The organism is Frondihabitans sucicola, assembly GCF_030296615.1.
Classification (GTDB): Bacteria; Actinomycetota; Actinomycetes; order Actinomycetales; family Microbacteriaceae; genus Frondihabitans; species Frondihabitans sucicola.
On sequence record NZ_AP027732.1, the window covers coordinates 3,773,609 to 3,794,440 of the forward strand.

The 20,832-nt window shown below is 69.2% G+C and carries 21 protein-coding genes and 1 pseudogene; 13 read left to right on the forward strand and 9 right to left on the reverse strand.

The genetic code is table 11. The features are described 5' to 3' along the window. Positions 1–40: 40 nt before the first annotated feature. Positions 41–1,201 carry an epoxide hydrolase family protein gene (locus QUE79_RS19410; RefSeq protein WP_286344489.1) on the forward strand — a complete coding sequence of 387 codons (1,161 nt, stop codon included), beginning with the start codon at positions 41–43 and terminating at the stop codon, positions 1,199–1,201. A gap of 78 nt (positions 1,202–1,279) precedes the next feature. Next, positions 1,280–1,897, forward strand: a complete 618-nt coding sequence (locus tag QUE79_RS19415) for a DinB family protein (RefSeq protein WP_286344490.1) — start codon at positions 1,280–1,282, stop codon at positions 1,895–1,897. 100 nt (positions 1,898–1,997) lie between these two features. Here the strand turns inward: QUE79_RS19415 and QUE79_RS19420 are convergent, their stop codons facing one another. Next, positions 1,998–2,606, reverse strand: a complete 609-nt coding sequence (locus QUE79_RS19420; RefSeq protein ID WP_286344491.1) for a TetR family transcriptional regulator — start codon at positions 2,604–2,606, stop codon at positions 1,998–2,000. A 97-nt stretch (positions 2,607–2,703) separates the two neighbouring features. Here QUE79_RS19420 and QUE79_RS19425 point away from each other — a divergent pair, with 97 nt between their 5' ends. Continuing rightward, positions 2,704–3,654 (forward strand): aldo/keto reductase, encoded by a 951-nt coding sequence (locus QUE79_RS19425; RefSeq protein ID WP_286344492.1) that lies wholly within the window; start codon positions 2,704–2,706, stop codon positions 3,652–3,654. 52 nt (positions 3,655–3,706) lie between these two features. Here QUE79_RS19425 and QUE79_RS19430 read toward each other — a convergent pair whose 3' ends face one another. Next, positions 3,707–3,847 (reverse strand): hypothetical protein, encoded by a 141-nt coding sequence (locus QUE79_RS19430; RefSeq protein WP_286344493.1) that lies wholly within the window; start codon positions 3,845–3,847, stop codon positions 3,707–3,709. 361 nt (positions 3,848–4,208) lie between these two features. Here QUE79_RS19430 and QUE79_RS19435 point away from each other — a divergent pair, with 361 nt between their 5' ends. From QUE79_RS19435 to QUE79_RS19445, 3 genes and pseudogenes are all read left to right on the forward strand, one after another. Continuing rightward, positions 4,209–4,616: a PadR family transcriptional regulator gene (locus tag QUE79_RS19435; protein ID WP_286346782.1), complete on the forward strand. Its 408-nt coding sequence runs from the start codon at positions 4,209–4,211 to the stop codon at positions 4,614–4,616. A gap of 4 nt (positions 4,617–4,620) precedes the next feature. After that, positions 4,621–6,335, forward strand: a pseudogene (locus tag QUE79_RS19440) (ABC1 kinase family protein). A 78-nt stretch (positions 6,336–6,413) separates the two neighbouring features. Beyond that, positions 6,414–7,781, forward strand: a complete 1,368-nt coding sequence (locus QUE79_RS19445; protein WP_286344494.1) for an L-serine ammonia-lyase — start codon at positions 6,414–6,416, stop codon at positions 7,779–7,781. Between the two features lie 41 nt (positions 7,782–7,822). Here the strand turns inward: QUE79_RS19445 and QUE79_RS19450 are convergent, their stop codons facing one another. After that, positions 7,823–8,329 (reverse strand): MarR family winged helix-turn-helix transcriptional regulator, encoded by a 507-nt coding sequence (locus QUE79_RS19450; protein ID WP_286344495.1) that lies wholly within the window; start codon positions 8,327–8,329, stop codon positions 7,823–7,825. A 151-nt stretch (positions 8,330–8,480) separates the two neighbouring features. Here QUE79_RS19450 and QUE79_RS19455 point away from each other — a divergent pair, with 151 nt between their 5' ends. After that, positions 8,481–10,544, forward strand: coding sequence for an MMPL family transporter (locus tag QUE79_RS19455; protein ID WP_286344496.1), 2,064 nt, complete (start codon positions 8,481–8,483; stop codon positions 10,542–10,544). Here the strand turns inward: QUE79_RS19455 and QUE79_RS19460 are convergent. Continuing rightward, positions 10,505–11,464, reverse strand: a complete 960-nt coding sequence (locus QUE79_RS19460) for a winged helix DNA-binding domain-containing protein (protein WP_286344497.1) — start codon at positions 11,462–11,464, stop codon at positions 10,505–10,507. The genes QUE79_RS19455 and QUE79_RS19460 overlap by 40 nt on opposite strands. After that, the gene (locus tag QUE79_RS19465; protein ID WP_286344498.1) at positions 11,410–11,592 is read right to left on the reverse strand and encodes a hypothetical protein; all 183 of its coding nucleotides are present in this window, start codon (positions 11,590–11,592) and stop codon (positions 11,410–11,412) included. Before QUE79_RS19465 ends, QUE79_RS19460 begins: the two co-directional genes overlap by 55 nt. Before the next feature lie 133 nt (positions 11,593–11,725). Between QUE79_RS19465 and QUE79_RS19470 the strand changes: the two genes are divergently transcribed. The 4 genes from QUE79_RS19470 to QUE79_RS19485 all read left to right on the forward strand — a co-directional run bounded on the left by QUE79_RS19470 (position 11,726) and on the right by QUE79_RS19485 (position 14,704). Next, positions 11,726–11,863, forward strand: coding sequence for a hypothetical protein (locus QUE79_RS19470; RefSeq protein WP_286344499.1), 138 nt, complete (start codon positions 11,726–11,728; stop codon positions 11,861–11,863). A 103-nt stretch (positions 11,864–11,966) separates the two neighbouring features. Continuing rightward, positions 11,967–13,409 carry a hypothetical protein gene (locus QUE79_RS19475; RefSeq protein WP_286344500.1) on the forward strand — a complete coding sequence of 481 codons (1,443 nt, stop codon included), beginning with the start codon at positions 11,967–11,969 and terminating at the stop codon, positions 13,407–13,409. Positions 13,410–13,436: 27 nt separating this feature from the next. Then, positions 13,437–14,423, forward strand: a complete 987-nt coding sequence (locus QUE79_RS19480) for an aldo/keto reductase (protein ID WP_286344501.1) — start codon at positions 13,437–13,439, stop codon at positions 14,421–14,423. A 2-nt stretch (positions 14,424–14,425) separates the two neighbouring features. After that, positions 14,426–14,704, forward strand: a complete 279-nt coding sequence (locus QUE79_RS19485) for an acylphosphatase (RefSeq protein WP_286344502.1) — start codon at positions 14,426–14,428, stop codon at positions 14,702–14,704. Between the two features lie 27 nt (positions 14,705–14,731). Here QUE79_RS19485 and QUE79_RS19490 read toward each other — a convergent pair whose 3' ends face one another. Both QUE79_RS19490 and QUE79_RS19495 read right to left on the reverse strand, forming a co-directional pair. Continuing rightward, on the reverse strand, positions 14,732–15,529 hold the full coding sequence (locus QUE79_RS19490) for a hypothetical protein (protein WP_286344503.1): 798 nt from the start codon (positions 15,527–15,529) through the stop codon (positions 14,732–14,734). Positions 15,530–15,561: 32 nt separating this feature from the next. After that, positions 15,562–15,771 (reverse strand): hypothetical protein, encoded by a 210-nt coding sequence (locus QUE79_RS19495; protein ID WP_286344504.1) that lies wholly within the window; start codon positions 15,769–15,771, stop codon positions 15,562–15,564. Between the two features lie 70 nt (positions 15,772–15,841). On the opposite strand from QUE79_RS19495, the gene QUE79_RS19500 reads away from it, so the two are divergent. Both QUE79_RS19500 and QUE79_RS19505 read left to right on the forward strand, forming a co-directional pair. After that, positions 15,842–16,441: a DNA-3-methyladenine glycosylase I gene (locus QUE79_RS19500; protein WP_286344505.1), complete on the forward strand. Its 600-nt coding sequence runs from the start codon at positions 15,842–15,844 to the stop codon at positions 16,439–16,441. A gap of 142 nt (positions 16,442–16,583) precedes the next feature. Further along, entirely contained in the window at positions 16,584–18,485 is a 1,902-nt protein-coding gene (locus tag QUE79_RS19505) for an APC family permease (RefSeq protein ID WP_286344506.1), read from the forward strand. Between the two features lie 119 nt (positions 18,486–18,604). On the opposite strand, the gene QUE79_RS19510 is transcribed toward QUE79_RS19505, so the two are convergent. Both QUE79_RS19510 and QUE79_RS19515 read right to left on the reverse strand, forming a co-directional pair. Continuing rightward, positions 18,605–18,934, reverse strand: a complete 330-nt coding sequence (locus QUE79_RS19510) for a hypothetical protein (protein WP_286344507.1) — start codon at positions 18,932–18,934, stop codon at positions 18,605–18,607. A gap of 25 nt (positions 18,935–18,959) precedes the next feature. Further along, entirely contained in the window at positions 18,960–20,654 is a 1,695-nt protein-coding gene (locus QUE79_RS19515) for a sodium:solute symporter family protein (protein ID WP_286344508.1), read from the reverse strand. Between the last annotated feature and the right edge of the window lie 178 nt (positions 20,655–20,832).

Sequence of the window (20,832 nt, forward strand, 5' to 3'; positions counted from 1 at the left end):
GGATCGTTGCACCGCGTCACACCCAACCGGAGGACAGACCATGACCGCAGCCGACCCGGCATCCGCGACCCTCATCCGCCCCTTCGAGGTCGCCGTTCCCGACGCCGACATCGACGACCTGAAGCGACGACTCGCGCACACCAGATGGCCGGATCCGGAGACCGTCGCCGACTGGTCGCAGGGCGTGCGCGTGGAGAATGCCAAGGCCCTCGTGGCTCACTGGGAGCGAGAGTACGACTGGCGCCGATTCGAGCGTGAGCTCAACGCTCTGCCCCAGTTCGTGACGCCGATCGACGGCGTCGACATCCACTTCATCCACGTGAGATCGAAGAACCCGAACGCGCTGCCGCTCATCCTGACCCACGGCTGGCCGGGATCGTTCGTCGAGTTCCTGAAAATGATCGGCCCGCTGACCGACCCGGAGGCGTTCGGCGGACATGCGGAGGACTCCTTCGACGTCGTCGTTCCGTCGGTCCCCGGATTCGGCTTCTCCGGTAAACCGACGGAGACGGGATGGAACGTGTCACGCGTCGCCCGCGCCTGGGGTGAACTCATGACACGCCTCGGCTACGAGCGGTGGGCCGCCCAGGGCGGTGACTGGGGAGCCGTCATCACCACCGCTCTCGGCGCCATGCAGCCCGAGGGCCTTCTCGGAATCCACCTGAACACGCAGTACGCCTTCCCCGCGCAGATCCCCGACACGCTGTCATCCGACGAGCGCCGCGCAGTCGACACCCTCGCCCTCTACACCGGGTATCTCGGCGGATCGAACCACCTCCAGTCCACGAAACCCCAGACGGTCGGATTCGCTCTCGCGGATTCTCCCGCGGGCCAGGCAGCCTGGATCTACGAGAAGTTCCAATCGAAGACCGACAACGACGGGCTGGCCGAGGATGCGCTCAGCACCGACGACATGCTCGACGCGATCTCGCTGTACTGGTTCACGAACAGTGCCGCGTCGTCGGGCCGCATCTACTGGGAGAACAGCTCGGGCAGCCTCGCCGGTCCCACGCTCGCGCTGCCGGTCGCGGTGACGGTGTTCCCGCGCGACATCCCCCTCCTCCCCCGCAGCTGGATCGAAGACACGTACACCGACCTCATTCACTACGGCGAGGCCGACAAGGGTGGGCATTTCGCTGCTCTCGAGCAGCCCGGGATCCTGGTCGATGAGATTCGCGCCGGGCTGCGGAGCGTTCGCTAGCGGACCGGTTCGCCGGCGACGGCTCTTCCGGCGTGCCCCGGCGCCCGTCGGCTCCGCGCCAGGCCTAGGCTCCACGCCATGACGACCAACGAGCGCCTCCAACCGCTCCTCGAACAGTACGACTGGGCGACGGAACGCCTCGAGTCCCGGCTGGCGGGGCCCACCAGCAATTCGGGCGACGGGAACGATGTCGAGGTCCCGGCGCTGACGGACGCCGAGTACCTCTGGGAGCCGGTGGCCGCGTGCTGGTCGGTGCGGAAGCGCACCGACGGTCCCGGTCCGGGCGCGACGAAGCTCATCGGCGCTGGAGAGTGGGGGCGCGACGGTGCCCCCGAGAGCCCGTGGCCACCCCCGCTCACGACGATCGCGTGGCGACTCGACCACCTCTCCGAAACCCTGTCGGGCCGGTCGAACCATCTCGGGGGCGATCGGACGTTCGATCGCGCGACGTACGAGTCGTGTCCCGATGCGGCCGGCGCCGTCGCCAGGTTCCGCGAGGCTGCCGCCGACTGGCGCCGGGTGCTGATCGGTGTCGATGAGTCCGACTACGACCGGACCGGGCTGAGCAGCTACCCGTACGGCAGCGACGCCGACGAGACCTTTCTGACGATCGCATGGTGGGAGAACCAGGAGATCCTGCACCACGGAGCGGAGATCGCGCTGCTCCGCGACCTCTACGTTCACCGCGCTCAGTAGCGACGAGGGCGCGCGGCGACCGACTCAGGCGACTCCGGAACGTTCCTGCTGGTGCCGACCGTCGCGGAGCCGGCCGATGAGTTCTCCGTCGCCGCGCGGCTCACGGAGGAGTCGGGCCGTGCGACGGTAGCGCAGCGAAGGCGACTCCGAGGAGCTCGGCAGGAGTCCGCTGCTCCCCTGGCACCACCCACGCGGTGAGAGCGACGTCGAAGCACGCGAGCGCCGTCTGCACGAGGACCTGCGCTCGGAGCTCGGCGTCGGAGCCCCGGAGTCGAGCCGCGACGACCGGAGTCAGCAGCGAAGCCCAGAGAAGGTGCTTCTCGTGGTTGCGCGCGCGGAGAGCCGGGACACTCGTCATGACGCAGAGCGCGGCCTTGCCTCGGATGTCCTGGCCACCGTGGTCGAGCAGCACCGTGAATGCGGCGCGGAGAGATGACAGAACGGATTCGTCCGTCGAGCGGGCGAGGAACGCGTCGCGGACGACCGAGCCATACGCCGTGGGGTCGCCGACGACCAGGTCTTCCTTCGCCGGGAAGTACCGGTGCACGCTGCGTGCCGAGATGCCCGCGGCAGCAGCGATCTGCTCGACGGTGACATTGTCGAAGCCGTGCTCGGTGAACAGGTCGATCGCGAGTTCCGACAGGTGCGTGCGGACGGCGTCGCGGGTGATCGCCCGGAGGCCTCCTGGCGACGCGGTCTGTGTGTCCATGCAGGCAGCGTAGCAAGCCGCACTTGTCAGAGTCTGACAGTTTGGGCGTAGAGTGTCGTCGAGCGTTCAGGACGAACGCCACGAAAGGATGACGACTATGCAGCAGCGCACACTCGGCACGCAGGGCCTGACCGCCTCCGCGATCGGCTACGGCGCGATGGGGACCGCCTACGCCTACGGAGCCTCGGACGACACGGAGTCGATCGCCGCTATCCGCCGTGCGCACGAACTCGGTGTCACGCACTTCGACACGGCCGAGCTCTACGGCTGGGGCACCGGAGAACGTCTCCTCGGTTCCGCCCTGGCCCCGATCCGCGACGAGGTGACCATCGCCACGAAGTTCGGATTCACGCCGGAGACCTACCGGCCGAACTCGCAGCTCGACCACATCCGCGAGGTCGTCGACACCAGTCTCCGCAACCTGAACGTCGACTCGATCGACCTCCTCTACCAGCACATCGACGATCCCGAGGTCCCGATCGAGGACGTCGTCGGCGTCATGCACGAGTACGTCGACGCCGGCAAGGTGAAGTACCTCGGCCTGTCGAACACGTCGCCCGAGCGGCTCCGGGCAGCGCACGCCGTTCACCCGATCTCGGTCCTCCAGACGGAGTACTCGCTGTTCGCACGGGACTCCGAACTCTTCTTCCCGGTGCTCGAGGAGCTCGGTATCGGACTCGTCGCCTACTCGCCGCTCGCCCGCGGGTTCCTGAGCGGCGCCGTCCGACCTCGTGCCGAGTACGACGCCGACGACATGCGGCACCTGCACCCGTGGTGGGCGCCCGAGCACTTCGACGAGAACAAGGCGACCGCCGATGCGCTGGCGGAGTTCGCCGCCGGCAAGGGGATCTCCCTCTCGCAGCTCTCGATCGCGTGGCTCCTGGCCGAGCGGCCCTACATCGTTCCGATCCCCGGCTCGAAGAACGCTGACCGCGTCGCGCAGAACGTCGGCGCCGCCGACGTGGCGCTGACGGAGGACGACCTCGCCGCGATCGCCAACATTGCACCGACCGGCGCCGCCGGCGTGCAGATGTGGACGCGCGAGTAACGTCGCCAGGGCGGGTCTCCCACGCGGCCCGCGGTGAAGTGGGAGACACGCCTCACGGCACCAGCACGACGTAGTCCAGCCCCGAGGTACGGGCGGCGAGTTCGATCGCGGCATCGGGATCGTCGAGCTGCGCGGGCAGAATCGTGAACGCCTCGAGATCGAGCACACCCGTCCGCACGAGGTCCCAGACCATGGCGACGGTCGACGGCGTCGCCGTCCACGAGCCGCGGAGCGTCAGCCGCCGGTGCTCACCGGGGCCTCGAACTCCGACTCGACAGCCGAACCTCGGGCACTCCCGTCGGCCCGCTGCGATGCGGCCTTGAGGTCACGAGGGGGATCGGATCTGCGCGACCTCGTTCAGGATCCGGCAGGGGAGCGATGTATCGTCAAGCGTTGTCGTCGGTCCCGAAAGGACACCTAGCCATGCGCGCATCTTCCTCCCCGATTTCGACCTGCGGAAGGCGCTCGACAGTCTTCGGGAGAGATTCGCCCCCACCACCACGACGGGCAACGACAACGACCGCAGAGAACCGCGCGACATTCGCGCGGCCATTCTGAGAGAGCTCAGCGACGAGCCGATGCACGGCTACCAGCTCATCCGTGCGGTCGAGGCTCGCTCCGGCGGAACGTGGACACCGAGCCCAGGATCCGTGTACCCCACCCTCCAGTTGCTCGTCGACGAACAGCTCGTCGAGGGTGCGCAGGTCGGTGAGCGCAAGGTCTACACGCTGACCGAGGCCGGACGCCGCGCCGCCGCGGAAGCGACCGTCACGGAGCATCCGCAGGAGAAGCCACGCGATCACGGCCGCCCGAGTGCCATTGCCCTGACGAAGTCCGGCGTCTCGCTCGCCCAAGCGCTCGCCCAGGTCGCGCAGACCGGGACTCCCCATCAGTCCGAACGCGCGATCTCCATCGTCGACGACGCGCGCCGCAAGCTCTACGCGATCCTTGCCGAGGACTGAGAGCATGCCGCAGGCCGGCGGCACGCCTTCTGCGCCGCAGACAAGCCGAGCATCCCGAGCGCGCTACCGAAAAATCGTGCGGTTCGCGGCGATCTTCCTGGCGCAGGCCTGGTGGTACGAACTCTTCCTCCCGCGCATCGGCCTCCGCCGATTCTCCGCTCGCGGACGGACCGCGAGACTGCAGCACCTCGCCAGCCGGTTCCGGGCCCTCGCGATCGACCTCGGCGGGCTCATGATCAAGGTCGGCCAGTTCCTCTCCGCGCGACTCGACATCCTGCCGCCCGAAATCACGCGGGAGCTCGAGGGGCTCCAGGACGAGGTCGCCGCGGAGCCATTCGACAGGATTCGTGAGCAGACCGAAGCCGAACTCGGGATGCCGTTGGCATACGCCTACGCCTCCTTCGACGAGGTGCCTCTCGCCGCGGCCTCCTCGGCCAGGCGCATCGCGCGCGCTTGTCACCCACTCTCGGTGCCGACCTCGGCTTCGACGACGTGATCGTCAAAGTCCAGCGGCCGGGCATCGACGAGATCGTCGCCGTCGACCTCGCAGCGCTTCGCCGCATCGCCCGCTGGTTGTCGCGCGTACGCCTCGTGTCGAAACGGGCCGACGCACCCGCGCTCGTCGAGGAATTCGCTGCGACGAGCCTGGAGGAGATCAACTACCTGCACGAGGCCGGCAACGCCGAGCGCTTCGCCGACGATTTCGCCGACGACCCACTGGTGGGAGCGCCTGTCGTGGTGTGGGAGCGCAGTTCCCTCCGGGCGTTGACACTCTCCGATGTGACCGCGATCAAGATTTCGGATGTCGAGGCGCTCACGCGGGCGGGCATCGACTCCGCGGCCGTCGCCAACCAGTTGGCTCGCGTGACGTTCCAGCAGATCTTCGTCTCCGGGTTCTTCCACGCCGACCCGCATCCGGGAAACATCTTCGTCACCCCGCTCCCTGACGGCTCGGAGTCAGACACCGGTGAGAAGTGGCGCCTGACCTTCGTCGACTTCGGAATGATGGGCGAAATCTCCGACGAACTCCGTGCCGGCCTGCGAAACTTCATCCTCGCCGCCGTCGGGCGGGACAGCCGAGCCCTGGTCGCCTCGCTCGAAGAGCTCGGAGTGCTCCTGTCGACGGCCGACACGGAAGAACTCGAACGCGCCATGACCGCGCTCTTCGAACGATTCGGCGGCATGGGAATCGCCGAGATACAGACCATCGATCCGCGAGAGCTGGAGGCCTTCGGCCGCCAGTTCGGGGAGACGATTCGCGGTCTGCCCTTCCAACTGCCCGAGAGCTTCCTCCTTTTGATCCGCACCATCTCCCTCGTGTCGGGAGTGACGAGCGCCCTCGATCGCGATTTCAACATGTGGGACGCCGTCGACCCGTTCGCGCGCACCATCCTGAGTTCCAATGGCCAGGATGCGCTCCGCGACCTGCCGCAGCAGGCGCTTGCTCTCGGAGCCACCATCGCCCGACTCCCCCGGAGGATGGACGAACTCGCCTCACGCATCGAGCGTGGCCAACTCGCCGTCCGCACCCCGGAGGTCGACCGGAGCCTGCGCTCCGTCGAGCGCTCGGTCAACCGACTCGGATCGGCAATCGTGTTCGCCGCCCTTCTCGTCGGAGGCGTGCTGACGCGCCCGACCGACGAGGTGCTCGGCTGGATTCTCCTGGCGGCGGCCGCTGTTCCCCTGCTGCATCTCGTGGTGACGTTGCGAAGGCGGTAGCCGATGGTTCGAGGCTCGACCCACCGGTCGGCACCCCATCGTTCGGCCGCCGCGTCCGCGCGGCGTAGCCTCGGTCGCATGAGTTCCACGCAGTACGTCTCCGCTCTCGATCTGTTCTCGGTGGGGATCGGGCCGTCGTCGTCGCACACGGTCGGTCCGATGCGGGCCGCGAGATCCTTCGCCCGAGAAGCCGTGGCATCCTGCGCACCGTCGGCGATCGACCGGATTCGCGTGACCCTCTACGGGTCGCTCGCCGCGACCGGACTCGGACACGGGACGCCCGACGCGGTGCTGGCAGGGCTGCAAGGCCTCGAGCCGGAGACCTGCGACCCGGCGATCGTCCGCGGTCTCGTCGGGCGGATCGAAGCCGCCGGATCGCTGCCGCTCGCCGGCGAGCTCGACGTCGCGTACACCCGAGGCGACCTCGTGCTGGCTCCCCTCACACGGCTGCCCCAGCACCCCAATGCCCTGAGCTTCGAGCTGTTCGACGCGGCGGGAGCAAGCCTGGTCAGGCAGGTCTTCTTCTCGGTGGGCGGCGGTTTCGTCGTCCGGGAGGGCGAACCGGATCGCGCCCTGCCCGAGCAGGAGGCTCCGCTAGGCTTCGACACGGCGGCAGACCTCCTCGCCGTGTGCGACCGCGACGGCCTGTCCATCGCCGACATCGCCTGGACCAACGAGTGCGCGCTCGCCGGCGTCGACGCCGTCGAACGCGGGCTCGAGCAACGGTGGTCGGCCATGGAGTCGTGCATCGAGAACGGCCTTGCCGGCGAGGGTGTGCTCCCGGGCTGGATGAAGGTGCCCCGCCGCGCCGCCGACGTCGCCGCCAAGCTGCGGGCTCAGCCCGAGGCTCCCGACACGGCGGCGCAGTGGTTGCAGGCCTTCGCGCTCGCCGTCAACGAGGAGAACGCCGGCGGCGGCCGCGTGGTGACTGCGCCGACGAACGGCGCCGCGGGCATCATCCCCGCCGTGGGCCTGTACGCCCTGCGTTTCCTCGGGGTCTCGCGCGCGGCGATCCTGCGCGACTACCTGCTCACGGCAGCCGCTGTCGGGTCGCTCTACAAGCGCAACGCCTCGATCTCGGGAGCCGAAGCGGGATGCCAGGGCGAGGTCGGCACCGCGGCGTCCATGGCCGCCGCCGGACTCACCGCCGTGCTGGGTGGCACTCCGCACCAGATCGAGAACGCGGCCGAGATCGCGATGGAACACCACCTCGGCCTGACCTGCGACCCGGTCGGCGGATTCGTCCAGGTGCCGTGCATCGAACGGAATGCCATCGCCGCCGGTACGGCCGTCTCGGCGACCCGGCTCGCTCTGCTCGGCGACGGCGCGCACTTCGTCAGCCTCGACACGGTCATCGAGACCATGCGTCAGACGGGTCGAGACATGTCGTCGAACTACAAGGAGACCTCGGCTGCGGGCTTGGCCGTCAACGTCATCGAGTGCTGACTCCTGCCGCGAGCGCCGCCGCCGAACGGTGACGGCAGCCCTCAGCTGAGCGGTGCGGCTGGATCGGGCTCCGAGGCGGTGCGGGCCTGCTCCCCCATCGCGACTCCCATGTCGCCGAGGAACCGCGTGACCACGTCGAGCTCGTCGGCCGTGTAGCCGGCCATGACGTCGTCGGTCAGTCGGCCGAGCGGGGCGAAGAAGCCGCGCGCGACGCGCTGGGCGTGCTCGCTGTAGTGGACGCGGACGATCCGGCGGTCGTGCTCGTCGCGTCGACGTTCGACGTGACCGGCCCTGACCAGGCGGTCGATCACGCCGGTCACCGCGCCCGAGGTGAGCCCGAGGGCGTCGGCGATGCGGCCCGGGGTCGCCGGGGTCCCCGCGGCTTCCTCGTGCATGACGAACAGGAGCGCGTCGAGGTCGGTGTGGGCGAGATTCTGCGTCTGCGAGAACGCCTGGGCGACGTGGCGGGACTCCGTCGTGAGGACCTGGAGGCGCGTGACGATCTCGGCGCGCAGGCGGCGCCGGGCGTCTTCGGGTGTGGTGGGCATCGGTTCTCCTCGTTGCAGAATCTACCGGAACCGGGTACAACTCTTAGTGACTAAGAGATCTATTCACTAAGGAATCATCATCCGCGCCCTCTCCGCCGCCTTCCGTTCCCGTCGCACCTCGTGGCTCGTCCTCGGGCTCACCGCCGTCGCGGTGGCGCTGCTCTTCGCGTTCCTGCCCGCAGGCAAGAGCGACTCGTATCCGGCCTCGGGTCTGCCGGCGTCCGCCGAATCGGCCAAGGTGACGGAGCTGCTCAAGCAGTTCCCGTCGGCCGACACCACCGTCGGCATCGTGGTCTTCGATCGGGGAGATCGGGCACTGACCAGCGCCGACCGCTCGGCTGTCGCCGATCGCGCCACAGCCCTAGCGGCCGAGTCGACGGCGCCGCAGGTGGTGCGTCCCCAGTTCAGCGACGACGGCACCGCCGCGATCCTCGCCGTTCCGCTGTCGAGCAAGGCCGTCGCCGACGACGTCGCGAAAACGGCCACGACCCTCCGCAGCACGGCGTCCACCGACCTCCCGGCGGGCCTCACCGCTCAGCTCACGGGGCCGGTCGGGTTCCAGGACGACGTCTCCAACTCGTTCGCCGGCGCCGACTTCCGGCTCCTGCTGGTCACCGTGATCGTGGTCGCCGCGCTCCTCATCATCACCTACCGCAGCCCCGTGCTCTGGATCGTCCCGCTCGCCGTGGTCGGCGCCGCCGACGGCCTCGCCGGGAAGGTCGTCAAAGCCCTCGCCGAGCCTCTCGGGCTCACCATCGACGCCTCCATCTCCGGCATCCTCTCCGTGCTCGTCTTCGGCGCGGGCACCAACTACGCCCTCCTGCTCGTCGCCCGCTACCGCGAGGAACTCACGCGCACCGACGACCGCTTCCGGGCCATGCGCACGGCCTACACGAGCGCCGGACCGGCGATTGCCGCGAGCGGCGGCACGGTCGCTCTCAGCCTGATCACCCTGCTCTTCGCGTCGCTCTCGAACAACCGAGCCCTCGGATTCGCGTGCGCCGTCGGCGTCGTGGTCGCGATCCTGTTCGCCCTGATCGCCCTTCCCGCCGCGTTGGCGGTCTGCGGTCGCGGGCTGTTCTGGCCTTTCGTCCCGAGGCCGGCCGGCGCCGCCTCCGATCCTGCCGGAGCGGGGAGCCTCACCGAGGCGGAGGCCCACGGATTCTGGGCGGGGCTGGGTCGCCGCGTCGCCGCGCGCCCCGTCGTCGTGACGGTCGCCGCCGTCGCCGGGCTGGCCGTCCTGACCCTCGGCCTGTCGGGCTACGCCGTCGGCCTGTCTCAGACGGCACAGCTGCTCGGAAACCCCGCCAGCGTCTCGGCGCAGAAGGTGATCGACCGGTCGTTCTCGGCCGGGCTGACCAGCCAGACCACGGTGCTGGCCACGACCGCCGTCGCGGACCGCGCGACGGCCGTGGCCAGGTCGACGACGGGTGTCTCGTCGGCGACCGCCGGAGAGGCGCACGACGGGCTGACGAACATCGCGGTCTCGCTGAAGGCCGAGCCCGAGAGCGATGCCGCCTTCGCGACCATAGACCGCCTTCGCAGCGCGTACGCCGACGCCGGCGGACCCCTGGCGAAGACGCTGGTCGGCGGCACCGACGCGACCGCCCTCGACACGCAGAACGCGTCCGCGCACGATCAGGATCTCGTGATCCCGATCATCCTGGCCATCGTGTTCGCCGTGCTCGCGCTCCTGCTGAGATCGCTGGTCGCTCCCGTCCTGCTCATCGCGAGCGTGCTCGCCACGTTCTTCGCGGCGCTCGGAGTCTCGACGTTCGCGTTCACCCACCTCCTGGGCTTCCCGGCGCTCGACACGAGCGTGACACTGTTCGCCTTCCTGTTCCTCGTGGCCCTGGGGGTCGACTACAACATCTTCTTGACCACCAGGGCCCGCGAAGAGACCGGAGGGCACGGAACCCGGCAGGGCATGATCCGGGCCCTCGCCTCGACCGGAGCCGTCATCACCAGCGCGGGGATCCTGCTCGCCTCCGTGTTCGCCGTGCTCGGCGTGCTGCCCGTCGTCGCTCTGACGCAGGTCGGCGTGATCGTCTGCATCGGCGTCCTGCTCGACACCCTCGTGGTGCGGACCGTGCTCGTACCCGCGCTGGTGTTCCTCACCGGCGACGCGTTCTGGTGGCCGTCCAAGCCGCACCGCTCACGCCACGCGGCGTCGGATCACGCCGCGACCGAGAATGCGAGCCCTCTGCCGAGGTAGCGCGCGTACTCGGCGGCGCGCCGCTCGGTCGACGCGAGCGTCGAGCGGGCGAGGGGCGCGAACGGCTCGACCGAGACCTCGACCGTCGGCCGGTCGCGCGAACCGCCGAGGGCGCGGCGCCAGACGCCGACGACCCGGCCGTCGACGGTGAGCGTCGGGCTGAACAACCCGTTCGAGTAGGGGACGACGCGCGCGACGTTCTCGGTGGCGAGCGACGCGGTGCGGTCGCGGTAGCCCAGCAGAAGCTCGTCGAACGGGGGCAGCAGGCGGACGTCGGTGCGACGGGCCGACACCGGCGCAGGATCATCCGCGCTCACCAGCAGGCCGCCGGGCACCTCCACGAGCGCGTCGCCCGCGAGGGCCACCGCCCGCCGTGCGTCGGACACCGTGAGCCCGCTCCACCAGGCGAGGTCGTGAGCCGTTGCCGGACCGTGCCCCGCGACGTACCGCTCGGCCAGCCGCTCCAGCGCGTCGTCCCGCTCGAGGCTCTCGGCTTCGGGCACCCACTCGTCGAGGAGGGCGAACGTCTGCTCGGTGCCGCGCGGCGGACCGAAGACGATCGTGCCCTCGCCCGCGATCCGGCGGATGAGGTGCGAGCCGCGACCGCCACCGGTCTCGACGCCCCTCGCCTCGAACGCGGCGAGGAGCGCCGCACGAGAGAGGGCCGCCCCGTCTCCCAGGACGTCGCGGGCCGCGGCGGCCGCACGGTCGAAGTCGCGCTCGACGAGGCCGGCCGCCCGCCAGACACCCGCGCTGGCCGCGAACGACCGAGGTGCGAGCAACTCGGTGAGCCAGCGCGAGTCGGCTCGCGCCATCATCATCAGGGTGCCGCGCATGGGCCAGCTGCGCACCACGGCACCGCTGGTCAGCGCGGCGTCGACGTCGGCCTCCTCCCCGTCGACCGGAGGGCAAGTGCCCACTTGGCCCCGTGGAAGTCTTGCGCCTGCGTCGCGAGCTGCGCCGCCGCGGCGGCCTCGATCGTCGAATGTCTCTCGCCGGTGACCGCCTGCGACGCCAGGCGGCGCAGCACGAGCTCTGCGTCGTCCATGCCCTCACTGTCCCATGAACCACCGACGCGCCGCGAAGCTGCCAATCCGCCTGCGCGACCCCATGGCGGCCGAGGACCCGCGTAACCTCGGGGCCCACGGAACCGAGTGGTTCCGAAAACGGAAGGCACCACCATGGCCGAGAAATCCGCACGCAAGGACAACGCCAAGCCGGCGGCTCGCACGCTCAAGGAGAAGAGGGCCGACAAGAAGGCGAAGGGCTCTACCTCCAGCTACTCTGAGGACATCGTCGCAAAGGTCAAGAAGCGCTGACCTTCGGGTTCCGCTCCGAACCCAGACCTCCTCGACGCGTGACAGATGTGACTGATGTGACTTATCCTCGGTCCACACAGTCGTTCGCAGGGGAGGTCTCGTCATGTCCGCAGCCATGAGCCGTGCCTGGAGGTCGCGACGCCGAGTCGTCGCCGCCGCCGCCGGGATCCTCGCCGCCGGCCTCGCGCTCGCGCTGACCGGGCCCTCCGTCGGTCCCGCCTCGGCCGCCGAGGCGAACACCTGGGGTACTTTTTCCGTCGACGGGGCCGCCCGTGCCTACACCGGCACGATGACGCTCCCCGGCGGCTTCCCCGCGACGAGCTTCACCAGCACGTCACGACAGGCCACCGTCGTGAGCGGAGCCTCCACCTGGCAGTCCGCCGGCACCCCGGTCGGAGCGGTCTACGGGTCGAGCAAGGGGCGCCCGTACCTCAACCAGCGGCCCAACGCCGACAACCCGACCTCGCCCGCGATCACGACCTACACCTTCGCGACCCCGACCCCCGCGAGCGGCTGGTCGTTCGTGCTCGGCGACATCGACGCCGACCAGGCCACCGTCTCGGCCACCGCCGCCGACGGATCGGCCGTGCCCGTCTCGGATCTCGGCTTCCAAGGCGTCTACAACTACTGCCACCAGGCGGGCGGCCCGTCCTGCGACGCCGCGAACCTGAACGACCTCCCGACCTGGTTCCCCGCCACGGGAGTGCTCCGGGGCAACACCGCCGGCGACGACACCGAGGGCGCCTCGGGCTGGTTCAGCCCGAACGTCTCGCTCAAGACGCTGACGATCAGCTACCAGGAGCGCAAGGGACTTCCCGTCTACCAGACCTGGTTCGCCACCAAGACGTTCTCCCCGTCGGGGACGGTCACCGTCGACGGCACCCCGACGGGCGGCATCCAGCTGACCGTCCGCGACGCCTCCGGCGCGGTCGTCGGCAGTCCGACCACTGCCGACGACGGCACCTGGAGCCTGCCGGGGCTCGTCTCGACCAGCGGCTACACGGTGTCCGCCGAGACGCCCCCGGGCGCGACCGCACTCGACCCGCTGGCCTTCGACACGCTCGACGCCGACACGCCGGGACTCGACTTCGCATTCACGGCTCCCACGGTGGCAGTGACCGGCACGATCGAGACCGACACCGGAGAACCGGCCAGCAATGAGACCGTGGTGTTCACGCCGGACGCCGGCGACCTGCCCGCGACGACGGTCACCACCGACGACGCCGGCGCGTTCACCGCCGACCTGTTTCCGTCCCAGCGCTACACGGCCGTGATCGGCGACGCCACGGACCAGCCCATCAGGTTCACGGCACCTGCCGCCAGCGGATCGCTCGACGCTCCCCTGGTGCAGACCCCTCCCCCGGTGACCTCGACGCCCACGCCGACTCCGACGACCACTCCGAGCGTGACGACGGCCGCCGACCCCTCGGTGCCCGAGCTGGCCATGACGGGGTCCTCGCCCGCGGGGCCGATCGGTCTGGGAGTCCTGCTCGCCCTCGGCGGTGCCGGCCTCGTCGTGAGAGCACGCCTGCGCGCCCGCCGCTGAACCGCCTCGCGGGAGTAGGTTCGGCTCATGAAGCACTCCACTCTGGGAACGGGTGACGCAGGCCTCGCCGTCGCGCGAATCGGCCTCGGCTGCATGGGCATGTCTGCGTTCTATACGGGCAGCGGCACCGATGACGCCGAATCGATCCGCGTGATCCACCGGGCCATCGATCTCGGCGTCACCCTGTTCGACACGGCCGACATGTACGGTCCTTTCACCAACGAGAAGCTGCTCGGCCGGGCCCTCGCCGGAAAGCGGGACGGCGTCGTCGTCGCGACGAAGTTCGGAAACGTGACCGATCCCGAGGTTCGGAAGAACCGCCCGATCGACGGCCGCCCCGACTACGTGGCCAAGTCGGTCGACGGATCGCTCGAGCGCCTGGGCATCGACTACATCGACCTCTACTACCAGCACCGCGTCGACACGCAGGTGCCGATCGAAGACACGGTCGGAGCCATGGCCGAGCTCGTCGCAGCGGGCAAGGTGCGGCACCTCGGCCTCTCGGAGGCGGCCCCGGCGACGATCCGGCGAGCTCACGCCGTCCACCCGATCACGGCCCTCCAGACCGAGTACTCGCTGTGGTCGCGCGAACCGGAGGCGGAGATCCTGCCGACCGTCCGCGAGCTCGGCATCGGCTTCGTGCCCTACTCGCCGCTCGGCCGCGGCTTCCTCACCGGCACGATCCGCAATGTCGACGAGCTCGACGAAGACGATTTCCGTCGGTTCAACCCGCGATTCCAAGGCGACAACCTGTCCGCGAACATCGCGATCGTCGAGGCGGTCGATGCGGTCGCTCACGACCTCGGCGCCACGCCCGGGCAGGTCGCACTCGCCTGGCTCCTCGCCAAAGGGGACGACATCGTGCCGATCCCCGGCACCAAGCGCCTCGCCTACCTGGAGGAGAACGTTGCGGCAGACGCCGTCTCGCTCTCGGCGGACCAGGTGGCGTCGCTCGACGCGATCGCGGAGCCCAGGGGCGACCGGTACCCGGACATGTCGACGGTCAGCAAGTAGGCGTGGCAGGCACCGTCGCCAGACGCGTCGTCGTCCGAGGACTCGTGCAGGGGGTCGGGTTCCGGTACTGGACCGTGCGCGAGGCGAGTCGCCTCGGCATCGTGGGCACCGTGACGAATCGCGCCGACGGCAGCGTCGAGGCCGTCGTCGAGGGACCGGCCGAAGCCGTCGAGCGGCTGGTCGGCTGGTTTCGCGACGGCGGCGCCCCGAGCGCTCGAGTCGATGCCGTCGAGGTCGCAGACGCCGAACCAACCGGGGCGAGCTCGTTCGACATCGTCTAGTCGGAGCCGCGACCTAGGGTGTGTCTCTCACGTCGCCGCGGGCCGTGTGTGTCCTGGATCGCGCGATCTGCGGCGACGTGGGAGACACACCCTAACCGGACTGCCCGGTGAGCAACGCGCGCGGGTTCGCCGAGAAGACGGCGTGATTGAACACGCGACCCAGCTCAGGATCACGCGGCTGTCGGAAGGGCCGATCGGAGCCGTGCACGAGGGGCCGACCCCGACGATCCTGGCCATGGCGTCGATCGCGCGCTCGTCGTAGGCGCTGGTCTCGTAGAAGACGTTGGGGTCGGTCTTGGGCTGCCTGCCGCCACGCGACGAAGCCGCCGCGAGCGCGAGCGGGGCGAGCCCGGCCAGGGCGATGAAGGCGATGCGGAGCGCGGGGTGCTGCATGCGCCCGCCCTCGTTCCAGGTCGACCACGCGGCCTTGAGCTGCTCCGCCCTCGGCAGGGTGTCGGAGGTCGCGACGCCGTGATTCGGAGCTGCGACGACGTGGCGCGGGTGCACGAGGACCGGCTTGCGGGCCTCCTCGACGAGAGCCAGAACCGGTTTCAACCGTTCGAGGCCGGAGAGGGTCGCGAGGTGGGTCGCGGGAACCTGGAGCCCTACGACACGCTCGTGCGCCAGGATCTCCTCCAGCCCGGCGAGATCGAACTCGACGACCGGCGTCGCCGCCCAGACGCGGAACGGGTCTCCGAGGGCGAGGGCCGACCGGTGCCAGATGGCGATGAGGTCGCGGGCGTCGTCGGGCGGCAGGTCTTCGACGCGGAGGTTGCCCGGGAGCGACACCAGGACGTGGCCCTTGCCTTCGGCGAGCTCGCGCATCCGCCGTTTCTCGACGTTGTGCGCCGCCGGATTCACGGAGTAGGGCGACTCCCCTCGGTGAGGAGCGTCCACTCGTCGATCAGGCGCGGGACGACCGTTCGACTGCGCAGGGCGTCGAGGAAGGCGGGTGGCAGGAGGTGCTGGTGCAGGTCGATGCGCGTGGCGGCCGCTGCGGTCGGAGCCGCCGGGCTGGCCGGCGGTCGCGAGGTCGTCGTCGTCGCAGTCGTCCCCGCCTCGAGCATGACGTAAGTACACTCCCGGATCGGCCCGGCGGTCAAATCGTCTGTCGGAGGGCGGCCATACGCTTCCCCCATGAACACGGAAGACGACATCGTCACGGGCGACGACGGCCTGGCCAGGCCCCGGTGGGCGGCGACCGATCCGCTTCTGCAGACCTATTACGACACCGAGTGGGGCATGCCCGTCCGCGACGAGCGAGGCCTCTTCGAGAGGCTCAGTCTCGAAGCCTTCCAATCCGGGCTGTCGTGGTCGACGATCCTGAAGAAGCGCCCCGCGTTCCGGGCGGCATTCCGCGATTTCGACCCCGACGCCGTGGCGCGGTTCGACGACGCCGATCGGGCCCGGCTCATGACCGATGCCTCGATCGTGCGCAACGGGCGGAAGGTCGACGCGACGATCGACAACGCCAGGGCGACGGTCGCGCTGCGCGACGAGGGCGGTCTCGCCGACTTCATCTGGTCGTTCCGCCCCGAGACCACGCCCGAGCCCCTGACCTTCGCCGACGTCCCGATCACCTCGCCCGAATCGGTCGCGCTCTCGAAGGCTCTGAAGGCGAAGGGGTTCCGGTTCGTCGGCCCGACGACCATGCACGCGCTGATGGAGGCCGTGGGCATCGTCGACACGCATCTCGTCGGCAGCCACCGCCGAGGCACGTCCGGCGTCTGGTCCTGACCGACGATCCGCCCGGCCTGGTCTTCAGGCCCCCGCGAAGCGAGTAGAACTATCCCGTGACCACCACCGACCGCACGGGCGCCACCGACGCACTCGAACAGGGCCAGCGACCGAAGGCGCGGCGAGGGGCCTTCGCGCCTGGATGCTCGAGGGCGCGACCGATCGCATCGGGAACCACCCCGGTCCGCACGCCCGCGCGGTCGAGAAGACCCACTCGTGGTGGCGGGTCATGTGCCTCACCGGTGTCGACTACTTCTCCACGCTCGGCTACCAGCCCGCCATCGCCGCAGTGGCTGCCGGCCTGCTCTCCCCGTTCGCGACGATCGTCCTGGTGCTCCTCACGATCCTGGGCGCCCTACCCGTCTATCGTCGCGTGGCCCGCGAGAGCTTCAAGGGTTCCGGCTCGATCGCGATGCTCGAGCGGCTGCTGCCCTGGTGGGGCGGCAAGCTCTTCGTCCTGGTGCTCCTCGGATTCGCCGCCACCGACTTCATGATCACGGTGACCCTGTCCGCAGCCGACGCCACGGCCCACGCCGTCGAGAACCCGTACGCCCCGCCGTGGTTCCACGGCGCCCAGATCCCGCTCACGCTGTTCCTCATCGCGCTGCTCGCCGTCGTGTTCCTCCGCGGCTTCAAGGAGGCGATCGGCATCGCAGTGGTGCTCGTCGGGGTCTACCTGGTGCTCAACGCCGTCGTCATCGCCACGGCACTCGGCCACGTCGCCGGCCACCCACAGCTCGTCGGCGACTGGTGGTCGGCGCTCACGACCCAGCACAGCAATCCGCTCGCGATCATCGGCATCTCGCTCCTGGTCTTCCCGAAGCTGGCCCTGGGCCTCTCCGGGTTCGAGACCGGCGTGGCCGTCATGCCGCAGATCACCGGCGACGACACCGACACTCCCGACAAGCCCCTGGGCCGGATCCGGGGCGCCAAGAGGCTGCTCACCACGGCGGCGATCATCATGAGCTGCTTCCTCATCACGTCGAGCGTGGCGACCACCCTGCTGATCCCGCAGAAAGACTTCCAGTCGGGCGGCCCCGCCAACGGCCGCGCGCTCGCCTATCTGGCGCACCAGTACCTCGGCAACGGCTTCGGCACCGTCTACGACGTCTCGACGATCTTCATCCTGTGGTTCGCGGGGGCGTCCGCCCTGGCCGGCCTGCTCAACCTGGTGCCCCGCTACCTCCCGCGCTACGGCATGGCTCCGCAGTGGGCCGCCGCGGTCCGTCCGCTGGTCCTGGTGTTCACCGCCATCGGCTTCCTGATCACGATCCTGTTCCAGGCCGACGTCGACAAACAGGGCGGCGCGTACGCCACCGGCGTGCTCGTGTTGATCACGTCGGCCTCCGTCGCCGTGTTCCTGTCGGCCCTCCGCAAGAAACAGCCGAAACGCACGGTCGGTTTCGCCGCCGCGGTGGCCGTCTTCGGCTACACGACGGTGCTCAACATCATCGAGCGTCCGGAGGGCGTCCGCATCGCCGCGCTCTTCATCGTCGGCATCTTCGTCGTGTCGATCCTGTCGCGAGTCCGTCGGTCGTTCCAGCTGCGGGCGACGAGCGTGTCCCTCGACGACGAAGCCCTGGCGTACCTCCAGGAGGACGCCGACGAGTACGGTGCCATCCGGATCGTGTCGAACGAGCCCGACGACGGCTCACGCCTCGAGTACAAGACGAAATTGGCCGACGAACGCAAGGCCAGCGGCATCCCGATGCGATCGCCGATCATCTTCCTCGAGGTGTACCCGGGCGACTCGTCGAACTTCGAAGAGGACCTCGAGGTCACCGGTGTCACCAAGCATGGCTACCGCGTCCTGAAGGTGCGCAGCGGCAACGTCCCCAACACGATCGCGACGATCCTGCTCGAAATCCGCGACGTCACCGGGGTCAAGCCCGACATCTACTTCGAATGGACCGAGGGCAGCCCGATCTCGAACATGTTCAAGTTCCTCGTGACGGGCGTCGGCGAGGTCGCCCCGGTCACGCGCGAGGTGCTGCGCCGGGCCGAGCACGACCGTGCGCGCCGGCCCGACGTCCACGTCAGCTAGCGCGCCCCAGCCGCCCCGCCCCAGCCGCCCCGCCCCAGCCGCCGCAAAACGTTTCCCGGACAATCAGACCGGCCGCGGCCGGTGGATATGTCCGGGAAACGTTTTGCGGCACCCCGGGGTCAGCCGAGCTGCTTTCCCTCGCCGGCCGCCTTCTCGTCCGCCTCGCGGTCGAGGTTGCCCAGGATGTCCTCCTCGGGAACCGGGGCCAGGCGATCCCAGAGAAAGAACAGCAGCGCCAGCACGATCATGCCGATGCCGGCCCAGAGGTTGATGGCGATGCCACCGGTCTGCTTCAGGTCGGAGGAGCCGTGGACGATCCCCAGGATCGTGCAGATGATGCCGTAGAGCAGGAACAGCCCGCCGAGGAGTCGACGCAGGTCGAACCGGCGAGTGGAGCGGACCAGGCGCGCGCGCTCGGCGGCGTCCGGGGTGGTGGTGGTTTCGGTCATGATCCGATCTCCTTCTAGGACGAACTCAGACGAACGGCAGGTAGAGGACGACGCACAGGATCAGCGCGACGGTTCCGAGCAGGACGGGCGAGCGGTACCAGGCGGTGTCGCCCACGACGGCGTCCATCGACATGTCGATCTTGCCGACGCCGTAGACCAGCCCCTTCAGTTCCGAGACGTCCTTCGGCTTCGTGAACATCGTCACGATCACGCCGACGACCAGCACGGTGACGAACGAGATGATCGCGCCGTAGAGCGTCTCGGCGGTCCCTGTGGCGAAGAGCGACGGGTCGTTGAGGTAGGCGATCCAGACGATGGTCGGCGCCGCGATTCCGGCGAGGTACGACCACAGCGCGGCCGCCGGGCTCATCCGTTTCCAGAGCAGCCCGAGGATGAACACGGCGAACAGTGGCGCGTTGAAGAACGAGAACAGCGTCTGCATGTACGTCATGATGTTGCCGGCGCCTGCCGCGATGAACGCGGTCGCGATTCCGATCAGGACGCCGATGATCGTCACGTAGCGGCCCACCCGGAGGTAGTGCTGGTCGCTCATCTTCGGCTTGATGTAGCGCTGCCAGATGTCGTAGGTGAACACCGTGTTGAAGCTCGACACGTTGGCCGCCATGCCCGCCATGAAGCTGGCGAGGAGCCCCGTCACGGCGACGCCGAGGACGCCCTCCGGCAGGTACATCTGGATCAGCTTGGGGATGACGTCGTTGTACGACAGGTGCGTCGCGTCGGAGGTACCGGCGAGCTGGTTGCCGAGGACGGCGGCGCCGATGAGTCCGGGCACCACGACGATGAACGGGATGAACAGCTTGGGGAACGCGGCGACCAGCGGGGTGCGGCGAGCGGCCGACATGTTCTTGGCGCTGAAGGCGCGCTGCACCTCGGTGAAGTTCGTCGTCCAGTACCCGAAGCCGAGCACGAAGCCCAGGCCGAGGACGATGGCGAGCCAGTTGGCGCCGATCGGGTTGGTGACGTTGCCGATTCCGGTTCCGGCCCAGGCCGACAGGTGCTTGACCGAGTCGGTCTTGGCGAAGGCGTCTTTCAGGCCGCCCCAGCCGCCGACGCGGTGGAGTCCGACGATCGTCAGGGGCACGAGACCGGCGATGATCACGAAGAACTGCATGACCTCGTTGTAGATCGCGCTCGAGAGGCCGCCGAGGGTGATGTAGACGAGGACGAACGCGGCCGAGACGACGATGGCGACCCACTCGGGCCAGCCGAGCATGGCCTCGATCACGATCGCCATGGCGTAGAGGTTGATGCCGGCGATCAGCACGTTCGAGATCGCGAAGGCGAACGAGTTGACGGCGTGCGGAGCCTTGCCGAAGCGACGGAGCATGAACTCCGGGATGCTCCGGACCTTCGATCCGTAGTAGAACGGCATCATCACGAGTCCGAGGAACACCATCGCGGGCACGGCGCCCACGAGGTAGTAGTGCAGCGTCGCGACGCCGATCTGCGCACCGTTGGCCGCCATGCCGAGGATCTCGGTGGCGCCGAGGTTCGCCGACACGAAGGCGAGGCCGGTGATCCAGGCGGGCATCGACCGGCCCGACAGGAAGAAGTCCATCGACGTGCGGACCCGCGAGCGAGCGATGAAGCCGATGCTGATCACGACTCCGAAGTAGACGATGAGCATCAGGTAGTCGACCCAGCTGAGGTCGAGTCTGATGCTGATGTCGGCAGCTCCAGCGAGGGCGGTCGTAGTCATAGGCGTCTCCAGAACGTCGTCGGCAAGAGGTGTTGCAGTGAGCAACACCAGCGGTCCGACGGGGGACGTTACTCCCCGCGCGACGATTGGTGAAATCGACGCGAAGTGCTGTACCTTCAGCGAAGACAACGCTGTCACAGTGCGGTGCGGTGTTGTTGCCCCTCTCACCGGCGGGTAC

Coding starts and splice junctions, on each gene's coding strand:
- QUE79_RS19410 (WP_286344489.1), top strand. CDS start 41: ATGACCGCAGCCGACCCGGCATCCGCGACCCTCATCCGCCCCTTCGAG.
- QUE79_RS19415 (WP_286344490.1), top strand. CDS start 1,280: ATGACGACCAACGAGCGCCTCCAACCGCTCCTCGAACAGTACGACTGG.
- QUE79_RS19420 (WP_286344491.1), bottom strand. CDS start 2,606: ATGGACACACAGACCGCGTCGCCAGGAGGCCTCCGGGCGATCACCCGC.
- QUE79_RS19425 (WP_286344492.1), top strand. CDS start 2,704: ATGCAGCAGCGCACACTCGGCACGCAGGGCCTGACCGCCTCCGCGATC.
- QUE79_RS19430 (WP_286344493.1), bottom strand. CDS start 3,847: ATGGTCTGGGACCTCGTGCGGACGGGTGTGCTCGATCTCGAGGCGTTC.
- QUE79_RS19445 (WP_286344494.1), top strand. CDS start 6,414: ATGAGTTCCACGCAGTACGTCTCCGCTCTCGATCTGTTCTCGGTGGGG.
- QUE79_RS19450 (WP_286344495.1), bottom strand. CDS start 8,329: ATGCCCACCACACCCGAAGACGCCCGGCGCCGCCTGCGCGCCGAGATC.
- QUE79_RS19465 (WP_286344498.1), bottom strand. CDS start 11,592: ATGGACGACGCAGAGCTCGTGCTGCGCCGCCTGGCGTCGCAGGCGGTC.
- QUE79_RS19470 (WP_286344499.1), top strand. CDS start 11,726: ATGGCCGAGAAATCCGCACGCAAGGACAACGCCAAGCCGGCGGCTCGC.
- QUE79_RS19475 (WP_286344500.1), top strand. CDS start 11,967: ATGTCCGCAGCCATGAGCCGTGCCTGGAGGTCGCGACGCCGAGTCGTC.
- QUE79_RS19480 (WP_286344501.1), top strand. CDS start 13,437: ATGAAGCACTCCACTCTGGGAACGGGTGACGCAGGCCTCGCCGTCGCG.
- QUE79_RS19490 (WP_286344503.1), bottom strand. CDS start 15,529: ATGCGCGAGCTCGCCGAAGGCAAGGGCCACGTCCTGGTGTCGCTCCCG.
- QUE79_RS19495 (WP_286344504.1), bottom strand. CDS start 15,771: ATGCTCGAGGCGGGGACGACTGCGACGACGACGACCTCGCGACCGCCG.
- QUE79_RS19500 (WP_286344505.1), top strand. CDS start 15,842: ATGAACACGGAAGACGACATCGTCACGGGCGACGACGGCCTGGCCAGG.
- QUE79_RS19505 (WP_286344506.1), top strand. CDS start 16,584: ATGCTCGAGGGCGCGACCGATCGCATCGGGAACCACCCCGGTCCGCAC.
- QUE79_RS19510 (WP_286344507.1), bottom strand. CDS start 18,934: ATGACCGAAACCACCACCACCCCGGACGCCGCCGAGCGCGCGCGCCTG.
- QUE79_RS19515 (WP_286344508.1), bottom strand. CDS start 20,654: ATGACTACGACCGCCCTCGCTGGAGCTGCCGACATCAGCATCAGACTC.